At 52.3% G+C, this 17,363-nt stretch carries 12 protein-coding genes and 4 pseudogenes; 11 read left to right on the top strand and 5 right to left on the bottom strand.

Annotation, left to right across the window (positions count from 1 at the left end; translation table 11 throughout):
- Positions 1–74: 74 nt before the first annotated feature.
- From J7413_RS19165 to J7413_RS19150, 4 genes are all read right to left on the bottom strand, one after another.
- Complete coding sequence (locus tag J7413_RS19165; RefSeq protein WP_209101218.1) at positions 75–2,087, bottom strand: hydantoinase/oxoprolinase family protein; 2,013 nt, start codon at positions 2,085–2,087, stop codon at positions 75–77.
- 216 nt (positions 2,088–2,303) lie between these two features.
- Complete coding sequence (locus tag J7413_RS19160; RefSeq protein WP_209101216.1) at positions 2,304–2,981, bottom strand: Crp/Fnr family transcriptional regulator; 678 nt, start codon at positions 2,979–2,981, stop codon at positions 2,304–2,306.
- Between the two features lie 771 nt (positions 2,982–3,752).
- Complete coding sequence (fes, locus tag J7413_RS19155) at positions 3,753–5,057, bottom strand: enterochelin esterase (RefSeq protein ID WP_209101213.1); 1,305 nt, start codon at positions 5,055–5,057, stop codon at positions 3,753–3,755.
- A 349-nt stretch (positions 5,058–5,406) separates the two neighbouring features.
- Positions 5,407–7,557 carry a TonB-dependent siderophore receptor gene (locus tag J7413_RS19150; RefSeq protein WP_209101210.1) on the bottom strand — a complete coding sequence of 717 codons (2,151 nt, stop codon included), beginning with the start codon at positions 7,555–7,557 and terminating at the stop codon, positions 5,407–5,409.
- A 184-nt stretch (positions 7,558–7,741) separates the two neighbouring features.
- Between J7413_RS19150 and J7413_RS19145 the strand changes: the two genes are divergently transcribed.
- From J7413_RS19145 to J7413_RS19100, 10 genes and pseudogenes are all read left to right on the top strand, one after another.
- The gene (locus J7413_RS19145) at positions 7,742–8,617 is read left to right on the top strand and encodes an AraC family transcriptional regulator (protein ID WP_209101207.1); all 876 of its coding nucleotides are present in this window, start codon (positions 7,742–7,744) and stop codon (positions 8,615–8,617) included.
- A 589-nt stretch (positions 8,618–9,206) separates the two neighbouring features.
- Positions 9,207–9,569 (top strand): annotated as a pseudogene (locus J7413_RS19140) (IS6 family transposase); the annotation flags it as partial.
- Positions 9,570–9,714: 145 nt separating this feature from the next.
- Positions 9,715–10,347, top strand: a pseudogene (locus J7413_RS19135) (IS3 family transposase); the annotation flags it as partial.
- Between the two features lie 187 nt (positions 10,348–10,534).
- Positions 10,535–12,592 (top strand): TonB-dependent receptor, encoded by a 2,058-nt coding sequence (locus J7413_RS19130; RefSeq protein ID WP_209101204.1) that lies wholly within the window; start codon positions 10,535–10,537, stop codon positions 12,590–12,592.
- Positions 12,593–12,609: 17 nt separating this feature from the next.
- The gene (locus J7413_RS19125) at positions 12,610–13,050 is read left to right on the top strand and encodes a hypothetical protein (protein WP_209101201.1); all 441 of its coding nucleotides are present in this window, start codon (positions 12,610–12,612) and stop codon (positions 13,048–13,050) included.
- 2 nt (positions 13,051–13,052) lie between these two features.
- Positions 13,053–13,724, top strand: a complete 672-nt coding sequence (locus J7413_RS19120; RefSeq protein WP_209101276.1) for a MotA/TolQ/ExbB proton channel family protein — start codon at positions 13,053–13,055, stop codon at positions 13,722–13,724.
- A complete protein-coding gene (locus J7413_RS19115) occupies positions 13,714–14,094 on the top strand; it encodes a biopolymer transporter ExbD (RefSeq protein ID WP_209101198.1) in 381 nt (126 codons plus the stop codon). The genes J7413_RS19120 and J7413_RS19115 overlap by 11 nt, the downstream gene beginning before the upstream one ends.
- Complete coding sequence (locus tag J7413_RS19110) at positions 14,091–14,483, top strand: biopolymer transporter ExbD (RefSeq protein WP_209101194.1); 393 nt, start codon at positions 14,091–14,093, stop codon at positions 14,481–14,483. The genes J7413_RS19115 and J7413_RS19110 overlap by 4 nt, the downstream gene beginning before the upstream one ends.
- Positions 14,480–15,445 (top strand): TonB family protein, encoded by a 966-nt coding sequence (locus tag J7413_RS19105; protein ID WP_209101191.1) that lies wholly within the window; start codon positions 14,480–14,482, stop codon positions 15,443–15,445. The genes J7413_RS19110 and J7413_RS19105 overlap by 4 nt, the downstream gene beginning before the upstream one ends.
- Before the next feature lie 235 nt (positions 15,446–15,680).
- Positions 15,681–15,833, top strand: a pseudogene (locus J7413_RS19100) (DDE-type integrase/transposase/recombinase); the annotation flags it as partial.
- 1 nt (position 15,834) lies between these two features.
- Here J7413_RS19100 and J7413_RS19095 read toward each other — a convergent pair.
- Positions 15,835–16,312 (bottom strand): annotated as a pseudogene (locus J7413_RS19095) (helix-turn-helix domain-containing protein); the annotation flags it as partial.
- A 110-nt stretch (positions 16,313–16,422) separates the two neighbouring features.
- Between J7413_RS19095 and J7413_RS19090 the strand changes: the two are divergent.
- On the top strand, positions 16,423–17,190 hold the full coding sequence (locus J7413_RS19090) for a zinc ribbon domain-containing protein (RefSeq protein WP_348538783.1): 768 nt from the start codon (positions 16,423–16,425) through the stop codon (positions 17,188–17,190).
- Positions 17,191–17,363 lie beyond the last annotated feature (173 nt).

The following is a 17,363-nucleotide window of genomic DNA, read 5'->3' as shown; positions in this document are numbered from 1 at the left end:
CGCGTCAAGACTGCGCGACGCAGTATATAGTAAGGCTCCCACCACTCTAAAACCGCAATCTATGCCGCGTTATCTCAGCCTACAGTCTCCAACGCGACCCGGGGTCGACCGCTCGCTTCGACCAAGACGGTGCACTCCACAAACATATCACGACCCTCGATCTTTGCTGAACGCGTGTCGTGCTCGACCAGCATGCTGATGTCCTCAGCGCCCGCTGCTTTTGCGGCGCTTTCTGCATCGAGTCTCAATGCGTCCTCCATCACCGTAATCGCCTGCTGTGCATTATCGAAATCCTGTGGGCCAGAGGGCAAATGTGCGCGAAACTGACCTTCAAACGGTGAAGTTACTGACCCTTGGCGACGGAATTTTACACCACCCACAACCGCGCCAACGGCATTTGCCACGTCAGCATGTTCAGGCAGCGACATTTTACACCCCAAACGTTCGCCAACCGATGGATAATAGCTCGCCGCCGAGGCACCGAGACCAACCACCTCTACATTCAAAGACACATCGACAGACAACAAACCACGGTGCCCAGAGAGCCCTCTCTGGGTCAAAATATGGCGCGCGAGCGTTTCGGGTTCCGCGCCAAATGCGCCTTCTTCTTCAGCAAAAGCTGTCTCTAGCAAAGTCAGAGCCGTTTGCTCGGTCATTTGTTCTAAAATGATTTGCGCAATCTCTTCCGAAGATTGGGCAAGCCTGGTTCCATCTCCTGTCCGCTTGCGCGAAAACAGCTCAAGCCCTTTGCGCGCAGCATCTGCGTCCCAAGCATCTAATCGACCAAGAACATGGCTCGCATCAGACGGAGTCACGCCAGACAGTTGAACAATTCCGCGGTTCACAAGTCGGGTTAGCGCGCTCTCTTCTAATCTGGTTCTCAAGATCTTGTTCAAAGGATGCACCCCATCCCCGATCCGATCCAGCACCATCTCTGAACGCGCATCTAGCCCTGCGGTCGGGACACCGATGACGCGTCTCACGAAACGGCAATCGTACTCACCAGGGACACCCTTGCGCAGTTGATCATCCAACGCCGCATGCACGACATCCCCCGCCTCCGCCGCAATCAACGACACCGGGAGGACCCTACGTGGCCCAAGAAAGACCCCTCCTCTTAACCCTTCCGTGACCGGCGTCACTTGACTATCACCTCCGAGTCCATGCGTGCGCATGCGCACGGCTTCTACCATTGTCCTGAACCCACCAACCTGAGCGCCAGCGGGATCAATCATGGGTTTGCGGTTCTTGATCAAAGCGATGTCAGTGGTGGTGCCTCCGATATCAGAGACCAAGCCATTTTCGACATTCGTCAACCAACTGGCGCCGACGATGGAAGCTGCAGGTCCGCTGAGAATGGTTTCAATTGGGCGTTCGCGCGCCTGTTCTGCACTCATCAATGCGCCATCGCCTCTGACAACCATCATCGGGGTCTCAATGCCGATGTCGTGCAGTGTGTCCTGCGCGCGGCCAATCAACCGATCAATCACGCCAATCAAGCGCGCATTCAGGACAGCCGTAATTGCGCGTTTGGGCCCATTGAGCTTCGAAGACAACTGGTGAGAGCACGTAACAGGCACTCCCGTTTCTTTTGCAATAATCCTAGCAACTTCGAGCTCATGCGCAGGATTGCGCGTCGCAAATTGCGCTGCAACCGCATACCCCGAAATGCCACGTTGGTTTTCTAAAAAGTCTCTGAGGGTATCGTGATCCAGCTGAGCGGCTTCACCTCCAGCATGATTATGTCCCCCGGGTATCACAAGAGCGGGATCCCCCTGCAAAGCGTCCAGCAAACCCTGCTTTGCAAGATCGCTTTCCCTAAAACCGACATAGATCAGGGCGACGCGGCCACCTTGACCTTCAACCAACGCGTTGGTCGCCAACGTCGTAGACAATGATGCAGCAGAAACGTCGGAGGGTTTTACACCCGTATCCTTGAGCACGGCCTGAATGGCTTTCCCAATCCCAATCGCCAGATCTGTTCGCGTGGTAAGAGATTTGGCGCTTGCAATGACCTCAGCTTCATCCCGGATTAAAACCGCATCCGTATACGTCCCGCCTGTATCCACACCCAAAGACAACACCATGCCGACTCCTCCTATAGTCCAGGATTAGACATATCGTCTCCGGCATCCAACACAATACATGCCTGTTAGCACCACGAGTCTTGTGGATAGAAAAAGGAGCATCAGCCACGCTGTAATTCTCGCCGCCTATCCAGTTCCGATCAGCAGTTAAAGAGTATCTGCTCCCGATCAGACGCATGCTTGAGCAACACGACAGCACAATGGAAACGACGAAACTTACGCGCGGTGCGTACCTGAGGCTCGCGCAAGGTGTTCCAGACCATCGGGGTCCAAGAGCTTTACCTCACCTCTTGATTGCTCAATCCACCCGCGTCTCTGAAACTCAGACAATATCCTAGAAATCACTTCACGAGCGGTCCCCAACTCACTCGCCAACACGACATGAGTCGCCCGTACAGTTTGCCTCGTGTCCGCAAGCTCCAAAAGGCGGGACGCCAGTCGTACATCCATTCTCTGAAAAACAATATCATCAATCAGCGTGAAAAGGTCTGTGATCCTGCGGGAATAAGCCGCGAACACAAATTCTCTGAACACGGGCGACTTGCCAACCAGATCATCAAAAATAGCACGCGGTATGGCAATGGCTTTCACATCTGTTTCTGCTGTCCCTTCTGCAGAGTAATCCTCAAATGCGAGCATGCAAGCCGTTGTTAAAACGCAACTTTCACCGGCATGCACGCGATACAGGAAAACCTCTCGCCCGCTTTCCGATTTTTGGATAACTTTCACCGTTCCCTCAAGCAACAACAGCAAATTATCGGCTGTCTGCCCAGGTGCAAAAATACAGGCGCCTTTGGGCGCGCGTACCACAACGCTTCCAGAGCGTAACAGTGCCTTCACATCCTCTGGCAAACGCCTGAGACCATTGAAGTTCTCGATCCAATTGTTTTGCAATTGCCTACCTCAACTTAAATTCTTGAGAGCAATTAGCATAATGCTGCATTGGGAGGCCAATGCAACTCTACGCAACTGCTTGGACAAAATGTTTCTTGCTCAGATTGCTTCCACCAGAGTCGTCATAAACGCGGAAAGCCGCCCGAGGGCGGCTTCGCTCCGCTTCAAGGCGAGATTATAGCAATGAGCACACACGCACATGATGTTCAAAGTGGAAAGTTTTTCTCTCACTTGCGCGCTTTGCACGAGCAGTTTGAAAACTCCCCCCAAACCCGAGAAGGAGAATGAGTTGCCCCCGGCTCAGACACCCCAATTCAAGCAGCACTAGAAGGGGGACCGGAAGTTTTCGAAACTTTCACGCGTATCAAGCCTGAAAGACTAGCTTGCCCCATCGGGCTAATAAGGAAGCTTGTTGCGGAATCCGCCTAAAGGCGGCTCCGCAGCCAAAATCAAAGAGGTGCTCGGCGGGAAGCGGAATTTCGTTGCGCATTGAGCCGAGGTCCGCTTTGCCCACGAAGACAGATCGATCTGTCTTCCCATTGGTTCAGAAATACAGGCGTTTTTCAAACGTACGAGAGCCGCCTGCGCCGGGACAGCGTCGAACGGCACATAGACGAAGCCTAAATTCGCGTCGGCGCGATATTAAGGAAATACTCTCGACATACTCGTTCAAACGCGCAGTAATGCCAAAGCATCCCGGCGCTTTCTGACAAGGTTAAGGGGCTGTTTTACCTCTCCGAATGTCGTGATCACGGAAAAGCAACGCGGCTACTAGCGGCCTGTAAAAGCGCCAATTCGGTTCTCGCCTCCAAACAATGCCAATAAACCGTCTGCCAAAGCACCGCGCCAAATAGCGTAGTCGTGTCCACCTTCATAGGTTTGGTACGTGACAGCATCGTGCCCGAGCTGTTGCAAGGTGGTTGCGAGGTGCTCGGAGCCTTCGAGGATGCCAAACTCATCGGCGAACCTGCTGCTTTCATAAGTTCCAGCAGATAGGAATGCTCTGATTGCTTTGGGGGAACGTTGTTTCGCCAACTGTGACACGAATACCTGATCCTTTGCTTCATGGCCTTCTGGCGCATACCAGTAAGAGCCGGACATAGAGACAAACGCGCCGATGTCTTCAGAATGGTTGAGTGCGATGCAGGCGGAGGACAATCCACCCAGGCTAGAGCCTGCGACCACGGTGCGATCCGGATTAGGTGGTAAGCCAAAATACTGCTGGGCGATTGGCAGAAGTTCAGAAGCGATGGCTTGCCCAAACTCAGCGTTGCAGGCCAACTCTTGCCAGCGGGTGTCCGGGTCCAGACTGTCTACAAAGACTGTAGGAACCGCCGGTAAGCGACCGTCTCTTTGCAAGTTGTGCAGAACCTGAGGCGTTTGAGCTCGGTTGATATAGCGTGCGCCATCAAAAACGATCAGTAGGACGTTGATTGGGTCGCCGGGCGTAAACTCTTGTGGTGTGTAGAACCAGACCCGACGTTGGTTGTCGAGAATAGCGCTTGCAAAAATTTGCTCGCGCAGCGGCAGGGTGGTTTGCGCATGTTCCACACCGGGCTGGATCGGTGCATTTGCAAGGGCGATATAGCTCTGCTGTTCAAAGCGATCCTGAGCGTTTGTGATAAACGGAAACCTGTTCAGCGGGTCTGCTTGCAACGTGGCCAGAAGGGCGGTGCGCTGTTCGCGGTGCGTGCCAGGTATCGACGGAATATCCGGTGCAATCTGATAGCTCATACGCAGATCAGCGCGCACGCGAAAAGATGCGAACCAGATATCGCTCTCCGCCAGTTTTTGCATCCAAACATGATCGTTGGCAGGCGCCCCTATGAGCCGCGCATTATGTTTGGCGCCACGCCATAAGAAAGTGACCAATCGCATGTCGGGATCTTGTTGCGGATCGTCTTCGATCAAAGGAGTTCCGTCGCGCTGCCGCTGGTCCCAAAAGGCGGACAGGCTGGCGTCGCTGATCCCCTCAGTCAAAAGCGCTTGCAAGGTGGGGCTAGTCGGATCAATGACGACGCTAGGCTGCGTGGGAGGGAGCTGTTCCTCTGGAGGCAAATTGCGCAAAAGGGTCACGCGGGCTGTGCCAGTCCCCCGCGGCGAAACCAGTTCAATTTCATAGCTGTCGGCGTCTGCCACAATGCGAAAAACGCCGCGTGTCACGACGTCTTGTAGAACTCTGCGTTTGGTCCCATCGGTCGAGGTAAGAATGACATTCACGGGAGCGCCGGATGCCTCCACAACGCCTTCCACATAGGAGCCGGGCACAGTAGCCAGCTGGGCTTTCGCGGTTTGGGTGCCAAGGGCAAAATCCAAGGCCAATTCCGGGGTGTCGTTTGATATCAACATTGTCTCTGCCGTTTGCGCATAGGCAATCGCCGCACTGTGCAAAGACAATACGGCGACAGCCAGATAGGTTGAGAGTTTACCAGTCATATGTCAGCTGGAAGCGCACTTCGCGTCCTTCGCCAAACCAGCAGTAGTCATCCCAAGCAGATACACATGACGACACGTAGGTTTCATCGGTCAGGTTCGTGATGGCGAGATTGGCTTGGATGCCGTCCAAATTGCTGTGCAGGAGTCCGAGGTTCGCATTCAATCCCAGATCATAAAGCGTATAGGAAGGCACAACGATGTTCTCTGCATAATCGCCAAAGGACGACCCATTGTAACGCACACCAAATGCGCCACTCAGCCCTTCGATAAACTCATAATTCAGCCATAGGGAGGCATTACTTTCAGGAATACGTTGGGCGGTGAAACCGGCGTATTGTCCTTCGGTCATTTCCGCATCGATCAAGCCGATACCTGCAATCACATCGAGACGCTCAGTGATTTGGCCCCGCGCTTCAAATTCAAAACCTTTGGAGCGACGCGTTCCGATGTTCGCGCGATGCGGCCAGCCGTTAACGGGATCACCTTCAACAATATTTGTCTGCTCAATATCAAAGTATGCCGCGCTCAACAGCAACTTGTCATTCGCAGAAGCCCATTTTGCACCAACCTCAAACTGGCGAGCCTCACTTGGGTCCAGCAAATCGCCATTCACGTCATAGTCGGTCGATGGCTGAAAGGACGTGGAATAGCTGGCATATGGCACAATTCCATTGTCGAACTCATAGCTCAGACCAATCCGCCCGCTGAACGCATTTGATTTGGCTGTTTCACTTCCACCGAAGCTCAGATTTTCGTTTTTTGTCGAGGTCCAGTCATATCTTCCGCCAAGCAGCAGGTTCAAACGACCGATCTCGATTTGGTCTTGCAAATAAAGTCCCGTCTGTTCGAAGTCTACCTGCTGTATGTTGTCTGGCCTTAGATACTGATCTGGATTGTCTGCTGACGTTATGAAGACTGGGTTCGACAGGTCAAACTGCAGCGGAGTAACCCAGTTGGTGCGGTTGTTGGAGCGATGCTCTTGCCGTTGATAATCCAGACCTACCAAAAATCTATGGTCTGACTGACCCACCGAAAATGTAGTTTCGACAGAGTTGTCGAAAGTGAACTGCTCATAGTTTTCTTTAATCCAAACAACGCCTAAATCCGCCACATCGTCGGCACCACCTACCGTGTCGATCTGGTCCACCAGCACATTGTTGTGAAACTGATCGATTTCCGTGTACCGTAAGGAAGATCGGAAGGTCATTCCATTTGCAAAATTGTGACGCAAGCGGGTTCCGAAGGAATAGGTTTCGCGGCTTAGCTGGTCATATTCTGGCGCGATGGAAACGAGATCGCGGTCGTAATAGTGCCCGCCGACAGTGGGCTCCAAAGTGCCTACGAGGGTGAAGAAATTCCGCTGCCCAGCTTCAGGATCGTCCTGATAGATCACATCGGCCTGTAGTTCCGTATCGGGTGTGATTTCCCAGCTGATTGACGGCGCAAGAGACAAGCGTCTTTGGCCGAAATCGTCGCCCTGTAGATCTTTGTCCCAACCGGTCACAGCCAGGCGATACTTCAGCGTCCCGTCTTCGTTCAGATCACCGCGAAGATCCGCTGACAGCTGTTTATAATTTTCAGAGCCCAAACCAAAAACAAGGCGATTTCCTGTATTTTCGTTCGGAGTCTTCAGCGACATATTCACGACGCCGCCGGGAATGGCACTGCCAAACACCACTGAGTTCGGTCCTTTCACGACTTCCACGCGATCCAGCAGAAATGGATCAAGCTGACCGAAACCTGCTGTGCCGAATTGTGAACCATTCAGGTACTTGGGCGCATATGTGAAACCGCGAATGAACGTCTCATCATAAATCGTTGATTCACCACGATAGTTTGTCAAAACGTTGGGTGTATAGCTCAACGCTTCAGCAACGGATTCCGCACCTTGGTCAAACATTTGATCTTCGGTGACAACATTCACTGTCACCGGCGTTTTAACGATTGAAGTCGTGATCTTTGTTGCGCTTGTGCTTTTGCCTGCCGCATATCCTTCAACTTCCGGGCTCTCAAAGCTTTGGAAGACGACGATATCTTCGAGTTCGAAGTCTTCTTCCGCCGCCGCCACAACCGGAACAAGCGCCGTCGTCGCCAGGCAGACAGCAATAATATGCCGACCTTTGAAATTCGTTTTTTTCACCGATGTGATCCTTTCGGGCCTCAGCGCCGTTCAGACGCCCGAGGACAGTCTTTGTTGAGTATTTTTATCTGACTTTATAAGAGGGGAACAAACCGGTCTATTGCGAAGGGGTTTGCTCAAGCGACAGTTTTGTTTGCGAGACAACCAACTCAGCTTGAAAGACCACTAGAATACGGGATCTCAAATGTCTGTCGATCTGTTCCCCGGTGACTTTCGTGTTGGCGTGTTAAATGAACCTATGTCAGGCGTCACAGATGACACCAATGCGCCCGTGAAGCCGAAGTTTCTCGTCTTGATACTATTGCACGGCGTGCAGAAGTTTTATGTCGAGGGTGAGCCTATCGAGCTCAATGCCGGCACAGGCGACACTGCGACTCCTGTGGCATTTGCATTGTTGATGCAGAAAACCTCCCATATTCAGTTTGCAGGCTCTTGGGGAGATCCTTTCCGAAAGCTCTCGATTGCCGGTCCTCCGGATTGGTTTGATCACATGGCGCATGGTATGCATGATCCAGAAGGGCTACCAAATTTTCCGCGTGAACACCTACAGCATAGAATTTGGGCACCTGGCAAAGAGATCCTAAGGCTTGCAAATCAGATTATTTTGTCGCCTCCAGAAAACAGCAAACAGCAGTTGGGCCTCTTTCGCATGTCACGCGCTTTGGAAATTTTGCGTCGCATTCCAGCAGAGATTAAGGCGACAGAAGATCATGCCGCTAAAACCTATCCTCAAGATAACGAGCTAAAGTCGCTTGAGCGCATTCGGCTGCACATTCTGGAAAACCTGTCTGAGAATCTCTCGTTGGAATATCTGGAGCAGACCTTTGGGCTAAATCGGCGTTCCATCCAGCGGAGATTTAAGCAGGCGTATGGGGTCAGCGTCTCACAGTTTGTCCGCAAATCCCGCCTGAAACGGGCCAATGAGGCGTTGCAAAAGGAAGGCCTGCCCTTGGCGAAAGCCGCGCATTTGGCGGGCTATTCCTCACCTGCGAATTTTGCAACGGCATTTCGTCGTGAGTTCGGGGTGGCTCCAAAAAGTGTACGAAACCGCGAGATCTGACGTGAGCAGGAGCCGTATCCGTTTCTTCTGTACTGACCGAACTCTTGAGTGCCGCTTGGTTATGGATCAGCAGTTTGCGTGGTGATGTTCAGGATCATCGCCCGACCAACAATAGTCGGTTTTCCATTACGAAAACACTCGAGCCAACCAGCCAAAAGACTAACCAACGCTAAGAGAACAGAAAGCAATACTTGAAACATAGCTATATCGTGGCTTCTATGGAATTACATGTCATCGCGGCCCTTCGAAGGAGACATTTTCTATAAATGCCTCAAGATGGCAAAAATAGAAGATGCGAACGCATATAATATTTTGGTAGCACTTTGAGTCCGACATTTGCCGTAAAAGCGAATAGGCAGCTACCGCAATGACCGTGTTAGTCTGTTGTTGGGGGTTGGGGACTTTGTTGCACAAATGGCCTGAGGGGCGGACTTCCCTTTTCTCCGGACCAACTTAACTCACAGGCTCTGTGACGGGTATGCCAAGAGCTGTGTAGCGGTTAAGGACGGCGATGCGAACTTGGACTGGCTCTGTTGTAAACTTGGATGCGGATTGCCATGTCCTGTGGGTCTGATCATGGAGACCGGCTATGAACGATTTCAAAGGGCGGCATTTCTCTGGTGAAGTCGTGCTCTGGGCTGTGCGATGATCTTGCCGGTATGGCCTCAGCTACCGTGATCTTGAGAGCATGATGGCAGAACGCGGCGTGCGTGTTGATCACTCGACCATCTATCGCTGGGTCCAGAAATACGCACCTGAAATGGAACGGCGCATGCGCTGGCAGTGGCGACGCCCGATGTCGAATAGCTGGCGCGTTGACGAGACCTATATCAAGGTGCGGGGCTAGTGGACGTATTTGTACCGGGCCATCGACAAATTGGGCAACACGGTCGATTTCTGCTTGTCTTCAACCCGCAATGCAAAGGCCGCGAAACGTTTCCTCGGCAAGGCTACCCTTCTCATTTGGGGCGCCCTTCACCCCGTACATCTGATTGGGAGTTGGCTATAGCGTAAGCGGTGCGCCGGTCACACGGATCCGGTGTAGTTCCAGGGCAGTAGTTCGTTGATGTTGGTTTGTTTGTGCCCGCCAGCAATTCTACCGCGAAGAAGGGTTAACCGTTCGTAAACGGGGCGGACGCAAGCGCGCGGTCGGCACCAGGACGCCCATGGTGATCCCGCAGGGACCAAACCAGAGATGGTCGCTCGACTTCATGTCGGACGCGCTGGAAGACGGGCGCAGGTTCCGCGTGCTGAATGTCATCGACGACTTCAGTCGGGAATGCTTGGCCGCCGTCGCGGACACATCTATCGGCGGTGCGCGTGTAGCCCGTGAGATGGATCGGATCGCCCAGCTGCGCGGGTATCCCTGCCTCGTGGTCAGCGACAACGGGACGGAGCTGACCTCGAACGCGTTGCTCAAATGGCAAGAGGATCGCAAGGTCGACTGGCACTACATCGCACCCGGAAAACCGATGCAAAACGGCCTGGTCGAGAGCTTCAATGGGCGAATGCGTGAGGAATGCCTCAACGAACACCTGTTCCCGTCTCTGCGCCATGCCTGCCGCATGATTGCGGCATGGCGCGCCGACTACAATCACCACCGCCCGCATTCGAGCCTCGACAGGATCACCCCGTGGGAGTATCACCAACGGTCAAGAGAGGACCAAACCCTGAACAGAGCTAACCTATTAACGCGGACTCTCGGGGGAGCAGGTCACCGCCTCCAATAGCCCCAATTGTGTGTGAATTTTACACCTTGGGCCAACAATGGTTTATACAGCGGCACATTAAGTTGACTCTTTTTGTCGCATTATCTAAGCGGCGCGTCAAGAAAGTTAACTTCTCTTTTAAACACTAAAAGAGCCGAGCAAGCGTGTTTCGCCAGCAATCCGGTATCTTCGGATCTAAGGACGAACCATGCACTCAAAACACAAGAATGGGCTGCTATTAAGCGCAGCCTCGACACTGGCTCTAGTCGTAGCCAGTACCCCCGTAATTGCTCAGAATATCGATGCCTCGGCAGATGAAGGTGAGTATCTGGGCGAGATCACACTTGGAACCAGCAAGCGCGAAGTTCAAGTTGATACAGCGGTACCTATCACCGAAATCAACCAAGAAGAAATTGATGATCGTCAGGCCTCTACGATTGCAGAGCTGGTAGACTCCGTTCCAGGCGTCACTTTGGTAAATGGTTCCACGCCACAGTCATCTGGTATCTCCATTCGCGGTTTTGGCGCAAATGCAACATATGGTACAAACCCACGTGTATTGGTGTTAGTGGACGGTGCCACGACGGGTGGCGAAGAAATCTATCGCATTGGTAATCAGCTTTTTACAGATCCAGCCCTGTATAAGAGTGTCTCGGTTCTTCGCGGCACAGTTGGATCATTTGAATACGGCTCCGGCGTGGTTGGTGGGGTTGTTCGCCTGGAAACCAAAGACGCCTCCGATTTCACCGGAGGTGAAATTGGCACAAGGTTCCGGCAGACTTTGCAGGGCCAGTCGAATGGAGCTGGCTGGGCAGCCTCCTCAATCTTAGCAATGCAACCAACCGAGGATACCGAATTCCTTTTCAGTCTGACGTATCGAGATCAAGACACTTACGATGATGGAAATGGTACAGAGACCGCAGGAACAGATTTCAGCGACTATTCCTATTTGCTGAAAGGGCGCCATACGTTTGGCAACAACAAAGAACATGCCATCTCAGCTTGGTACAATGCGACTCAGTCCAATGACAAAGATGTTCCATATGATATTTTGGGGGCCTCTACCGGTGGTGGCTTCTATTTCGGGAATGTCGACCGAAAGGTAGATAGCCGCGTTGTAGGTGTTCGCTATCAGTATGATCAAGCTGGCAATGATTTGATTCATTTTGACGCAAAGCTCACCTATGCCGAGCAGGACATCGACAGCACCTATGTTCCTGGAAGTTGTTTTGGTTTCCCTGGTTGCGACTTTGCAGTGGGTAGCTTGTTGAATGCCGATCACAACTACAAGACCACAAAGCTGAATCTTAAGAACACCAGCTACTTCAATACCGGAAATGCATCGCATGACCTGCGATATGGTATCGAGTTTGTAAACCGTGAGCGAGAAGACGCGAACTCTGCACCTGGTGGTACAGATCGTCGGATTGCTGTTTTTGCAGTTGACGATATTCGTATCGGAGATCGCTTCACCCTGAGTCCTGCGGTGCGCTATGAGCATCAAGATGTCGAGGGAACCGATGTTGTAGGTGCGGGTGCAACAGATCCGTACGACGATCAATTCTCCAACTCTGCTTTGATGGGCGGCGTATCTGCACGATATGAATTCGATTCCGGGTTTGGTGTATTTGCCAGCGCAGCTTATTCCGAAGGCTTCCCGATTATCGATAGTCTTGACAAGCCGTCGTTTGTTTGGGTGCCAGAAAAGAGCACGACTTATGAAGCTGGGTTCTCTTTCAACCGTGCTGATCTCTTCTCCTCTGGTGACAACTTCGCATTAAAAGTGAACTACTACGACACCAACGTTCGTGATGTGCGGGCAACAGGCAACGTGCTGGCGGTTGTTGATGTTGAAGGTATCGAAATTGAAGCGTCTTATGGTCACTCCAGTGGCTTCTATGTCGATCTGAACGGGACAGCCGCGAGCGGTGATCAGAGTTTCCCTGACGGCTCAGTATCAGACTGGCGCTTCGCACCTGTTTCTTCCGCGGCTCTGACCGTAGGTAAACGTTTTGATGAAGTTCTGGACCTTAGCTGGGAGCTTGTAGCCGCGCGTGGTACTGAAGCCATCAACAACACTGGTCCAATTGCCGGATACGGTGTGAACAACATTCGCGCTACCTACCGCCCTCAAAACGGAGCGTTGGAAGGCGTTGAGGTGCGGTTCGGTATCGAAAACGTTCTGGACAAACAGTATCAGACCCAATTGTCGACGCGTGCCTCAGCCGGTCGTAACTTCAAACTCAGCCTTGCAAAAACCTTCTGAGCGAGAAAGGAACTGAAATGGCAATGCCAATTGCGAAAGCACTCTGCGCTACTATAACGTCAGCAGCTTTGCTGGCCACCTCACCAACAGCAGGTATTGCAGAACAGCAAAGCAGTGCTGGGATTGCCATCGAATTGAGCGCCGCCGATGAAGTCGGCGGCGCTTGCCTGATGAGTTTTTTGGCGACGAACTCATATCCTGAGGACATAAAACATGCAGTTTATGAAGTTGTGCTATTTAACACTTCGGGAGGCGTCGAGCGCCTAACACTTCTTGATTTTCAAGATCTGCCATCAGCTCGGCCCCGCGTTCGCCAATTTAGATTTGATGAAATTAGCTGTGAGAATATCCCACGTGTACTCATAAATGGCGTCGACACCTGTGTTGCAGGCGACAACGTAAGTTGCCTGAATGGGATCACTCTGAGCACTCGTGTGAGAACGGAGCTGATTGGATGATCATGCTAAACAACCTACTTGAAAGCGTAAAAAGCGTTCTAGATACTGGTGGCCCGGTTGTGCTTTTGTTGATCGCAATTTCAATCTTAACCGTGACCATCATTCTCTACAAAATCTGGCAGTTTCAAGCTTCCGGTGTCGGGAGCCATAGTCGACTTAAGGAAGCAGTCGCTGCACTGGATGCCAGAGATAAAGCCACAGCATTGATGAAGCTGGAGCAGAGCAAAAGCTATCTTGTGCCTGCTATCCGTATCGCTATGTCCGGCGATGACGCACGCATTTCAGATCGCGCTGATGCGGAAGCAGAAGACTGTTTTGCTCGGTTGGAACGAGGCTTTAGTACACTTGATCTCATTGCCCAAATTGCGCCTCTCCTTGGGTTATTTGGCACTGTTTTGGGGATGATCGAAGCCTTTCAAAAATTGCAAACCGCCGGTAGCTCGGTCGACCCTTCTTTGCTCGCAGGTGGTATTTGGGTTGCACTTCTTACAACTGCGACAGGCCTTGCGGTGGCCATGCCCACTTCGCTTGCATTGAGTTGGCTTGAAGCTCGAATGCTTCGTGAACGCGTTTTTGCTAATAGCGCTTTGCGAACTGTTTTTGCACCCAAGACAGCGCTGGAGGTCTCAAAGGCCCCTTCAAATTACGATTTGGTTTCAGTTCATGGCGCTTAGCGTAGCTAAAAGAAAGAGGAATAGACTGTCTATGACATCGCTCATTGATGTCATCTTCTTATTGCTTCTGTTTTTTATGCTCACTTCTACTTTTTCGAAGTTTGGAGAAATCGAACTTTCTTCCGCAGGGCAAAGTGCTCTGGCTGTAAGTGAAAGTAAGCAGGTTTTTGTGAACTTGCGGTCAAATGAAATCCTGCTCAACGGCCAAACCATCACGCAGGTGCACCTTATCGAAAGATTGCGCGACGACCCCAGTCAAGAGAAGACCGTGCTCATTGCGATTGGTCAGGGTGCGACGTCGCAAGAGTTGGTCGACCTGCTTACGGCTTTGCGCAAGATACCTCAACTGAATACTAGGGTGCTCCAGTGATCCCTAAGAGCCCAAGCGCAACCAGCAAGAAAGAACCGACGATTGCCCTTATTAATATCGTCTTTCTAATGCTGATTTTCTTTATGATTGCCGGCACGCTGGCCCCGCCCTTGGATCAATCCGTGTCATTGGTACGGACAACGGAGCTGGAGGGGCGCGAACCCCCAGATACCCTTGTCATTCGTGCGGATGGGTCACTTTGGCTGCGTGGTGTACCCAAGGCTTCGATTGTCGACTTTCTCAGCACATTGGAGGAAGAGGCCAAATCTACGATACGCATCGTGCCAGATCGTGATCTGCCAGCCAAACAGTTGATGATACATACGCGAAACCTAAGGGAAAATGGCGCCCAAAGAGTTTTGATTGTCACTGAAAGGGCCCTTCAATGATCAAGACCTCAAAGACAATCGCGACGCTTACCTTTCTGACTGCGGTTGGCTTGCATAGCATCTACTTTTTTGGACGATACTCTACAGACGATGTGGACACAGCGGGCGGTGCCACTCAGGTAACGGCATCTCCTGGGAGTAGCTTCGCTGATCTAGCTACCGGCAATAAAGTTCCTCATCGACCTGATGTGAAGCATTCTGACGAGTTGGTTGATGAAGCGGAGGCTCCACGCCCAGAAACGTTAGAGAATAGCAAAAACGTCGATCGGATTGAGCCTCAGACTCAGCGCGTTGCGACACCTTCCAGCAATGTAACAGAAACTGAGCAGCCAGAGCTGTTGCCTACACATAGGCCAGTTGCAGACGCTTCCCCGTCACAAACAAAATCGACAATTGCGCCGGTACAGCTACCGACAAAGGAACCGGAAGCCTCGAGTGTCAGCCAGCCCAGCAAAAGCTCTCAGGCCATTGTTCCCCCAAAAGTCGTTGCCCTTAAGCCAATCGAGAGGGACGTTGCGGATCGAAGTCCTAAGAAGCCTACGGAAAAAAACAAACAGATAAAAAAGTCTGAGCAAAAGCGAGCTAATGTCGCTGCTGGGAACTCTTCAACAAATGCACGCAAGGGAACTCAGACGGGGAAAGAAAACCAAAAGGCTGCAACATCCTCGAAAGTAAAAGGAAAGTCACAGACTTCAGGTAATGCCGCGCTGTCCAATTACAAAGGGAAAGTGTATCGAAAGATTGCAAGAGCCAAACGTGGAAAATCAAATATTCGCGGAACAGCGCGTGTGTCGGTGTCCATTTCAGCAACTGGTCAGCTTGCGGGGTTAAGGATATCGAAAAGTTCCGGCTCAGCTAGACTAGATAATACGGCACTTTCGCAAGTAAAGCGCGCTGCACCTTTTCCTGCTCCACCAGATGGTCAGCCTAAGAGCTACGTCATCAGCATTAAGGGGTCTTAGTTGCGAGGTCAGGCGGATTTTTTGGGGTACCTTTAACGATCCAACCGATACATCTGCGATCGCTGAGTATGTCTCACCTGAACTTTATATCCAGCACAACCCAGGTGTTGCTGATGGCATCGATGCCTTCACCGCGCTGCTTGATGGCTTCGCTGCAAACGGCGAGGCGTTTGAAACGAAATACGCAAAAACCATCGCCATGGGCGACATGGTCCTGGTGCATTCATTGGTGACCAAGGTGCTGGCTTGGCGGATATCAAACACGCTGGGAGCTGATTTCTGCATCGAGGCGCTGAACGAGGCCATCGCCAGGTTCGGCTCGCCAGAAATCATTAATACCGATCAGGGCAGCCAGTTTACGTCCTTTGCCTGGACAGATCGGCTGCGCCAACACGGTTCCAAACGTGTTTGGGCTTGAGAGATTGATCTTCGAGACCAGCTTCACCGCGGTGCAGGTAACGGTCGTACCAGCGATAAAACGTTGTGCGGGGAATGCCGAGCTTGGCCAATGTTCGACGCGCTGACAGATGACTGTCTTCGACCAAACGAATGATCTCAATCTTCTCAGATGCAGGGTATCTCATTCTTGGTCGCCCCATCCCCGACTATGCTTTTTTTCAGAAACCGCAGTTCGAGCGTCTGCTCAGCAACCACTTCCTTGAGGTCCCGTGCCTCTCGGCGCAGATCCTTCACCTCGTCGGTGTTCGCAGCGCGGGCCGTGTCGCCGGCCAGACGCTTCTTCCCTGCTTCCATAAAGTCTTTGGACCACTTGTAATACAGGCCCTGGGATATGCCTTCACGACGGTACAGCTCTGCGATGCTGTCCTCGCCACGCAGCCCGTCCAGCACGATCCTGATTTTCTCTTCGCCGGAATCCGCCCAAAGACTGGGTCATTGAGGACGTCCCCCACTTGCGGATCGTAGATCAAGACCTGTGGGACGCAGTCAAAGCACGCCAAAAGGCGTCATGCAACGCCGTGATTGCGGACGGTCTCAACCGTCCAGAGCGCGCAAAGCACTTGTTTTCAGGTCTCTTGAAGTGCGGATGTTGCGGCGGCGGCTACGCCATTGTGGGCAAAGCCAACTACGGCTGCGCCAATACTCGGAACAAGGGCACCTGTGACAACCGCAAGACAATCAACCGCAATGAGCTTGAAGCGCGGGTGTTGGCCGGCCTCAAAGATCGACTGCTCCACCCTGACCTGATTGCAGAGTTCGTCAAAGCCTATCAGGAAGAACACAACCGCCTCACAGCCCTGAGTTCCGTTGATGAAGCCAAAACCAAACGGGACCTTGCACAGGTCACCCAGCAGATCGACCGCATCATTGACTCCATTACTGAGGGGATGTTTCACGAGAGCATGAAAGAGAAGATGGACAGCCTGGAAGCCCGTAAGGCGGAGCTAGAAGCCAATCTGTCCAATGCGGACCAATCGGCGCCAGTGTTGCTGCATCCCAATTTGTCCGATGTGTACCGCAGCAAGATCGCCAACCTAAGCGAAGCGCTGAACGATCCCGAGACCAAAGCAGAAGCCACAACGATCATCCGGTCCCTGCTGGAGGAGATCCGGCTGACCCCAGGCGCAGATGGCATGGACATTGAGCTTGTTGGTGAGCTGGCGGGTTTGCTTGAATTAGGGCAAACAAAAACGGCCTCGAAAGGTTTTGCTTCGGGCCGTTCTGTATCGTTGGTTGCGGGAGCACGCAACCGCCGATACAGAACCCTACTGCGCTGTAGCGTCTAAACACTTTCGTCACTTACGGCCTTAAGAAAAAGTACGAGGACTAGTCTGGACCTGTCACGTTTTTGTGCCGCCCCAAGAGCTCTTTTAGGCCACTTTTCTCTCGAAAGCGACGGGGCTTTTCCAACCCAATGCTGAGTGCCGTCGGCGCGGATTGTAGAAACCGTTGATGTATT

Source organism: Shimia sp. R10_1 (genome assembly GCF_017744095.1).
Lineage (GTDB): Bacteria > Pseudomonadota > Alphaproteobacteria > Rhodobacterales > Rhodobacteraceae > Shimia.
The sequence above is the reverse complement of the archived record's forward strand: the minus strand, read 5'-3'. Positions and strand labels throughout refer to the sequence as shown.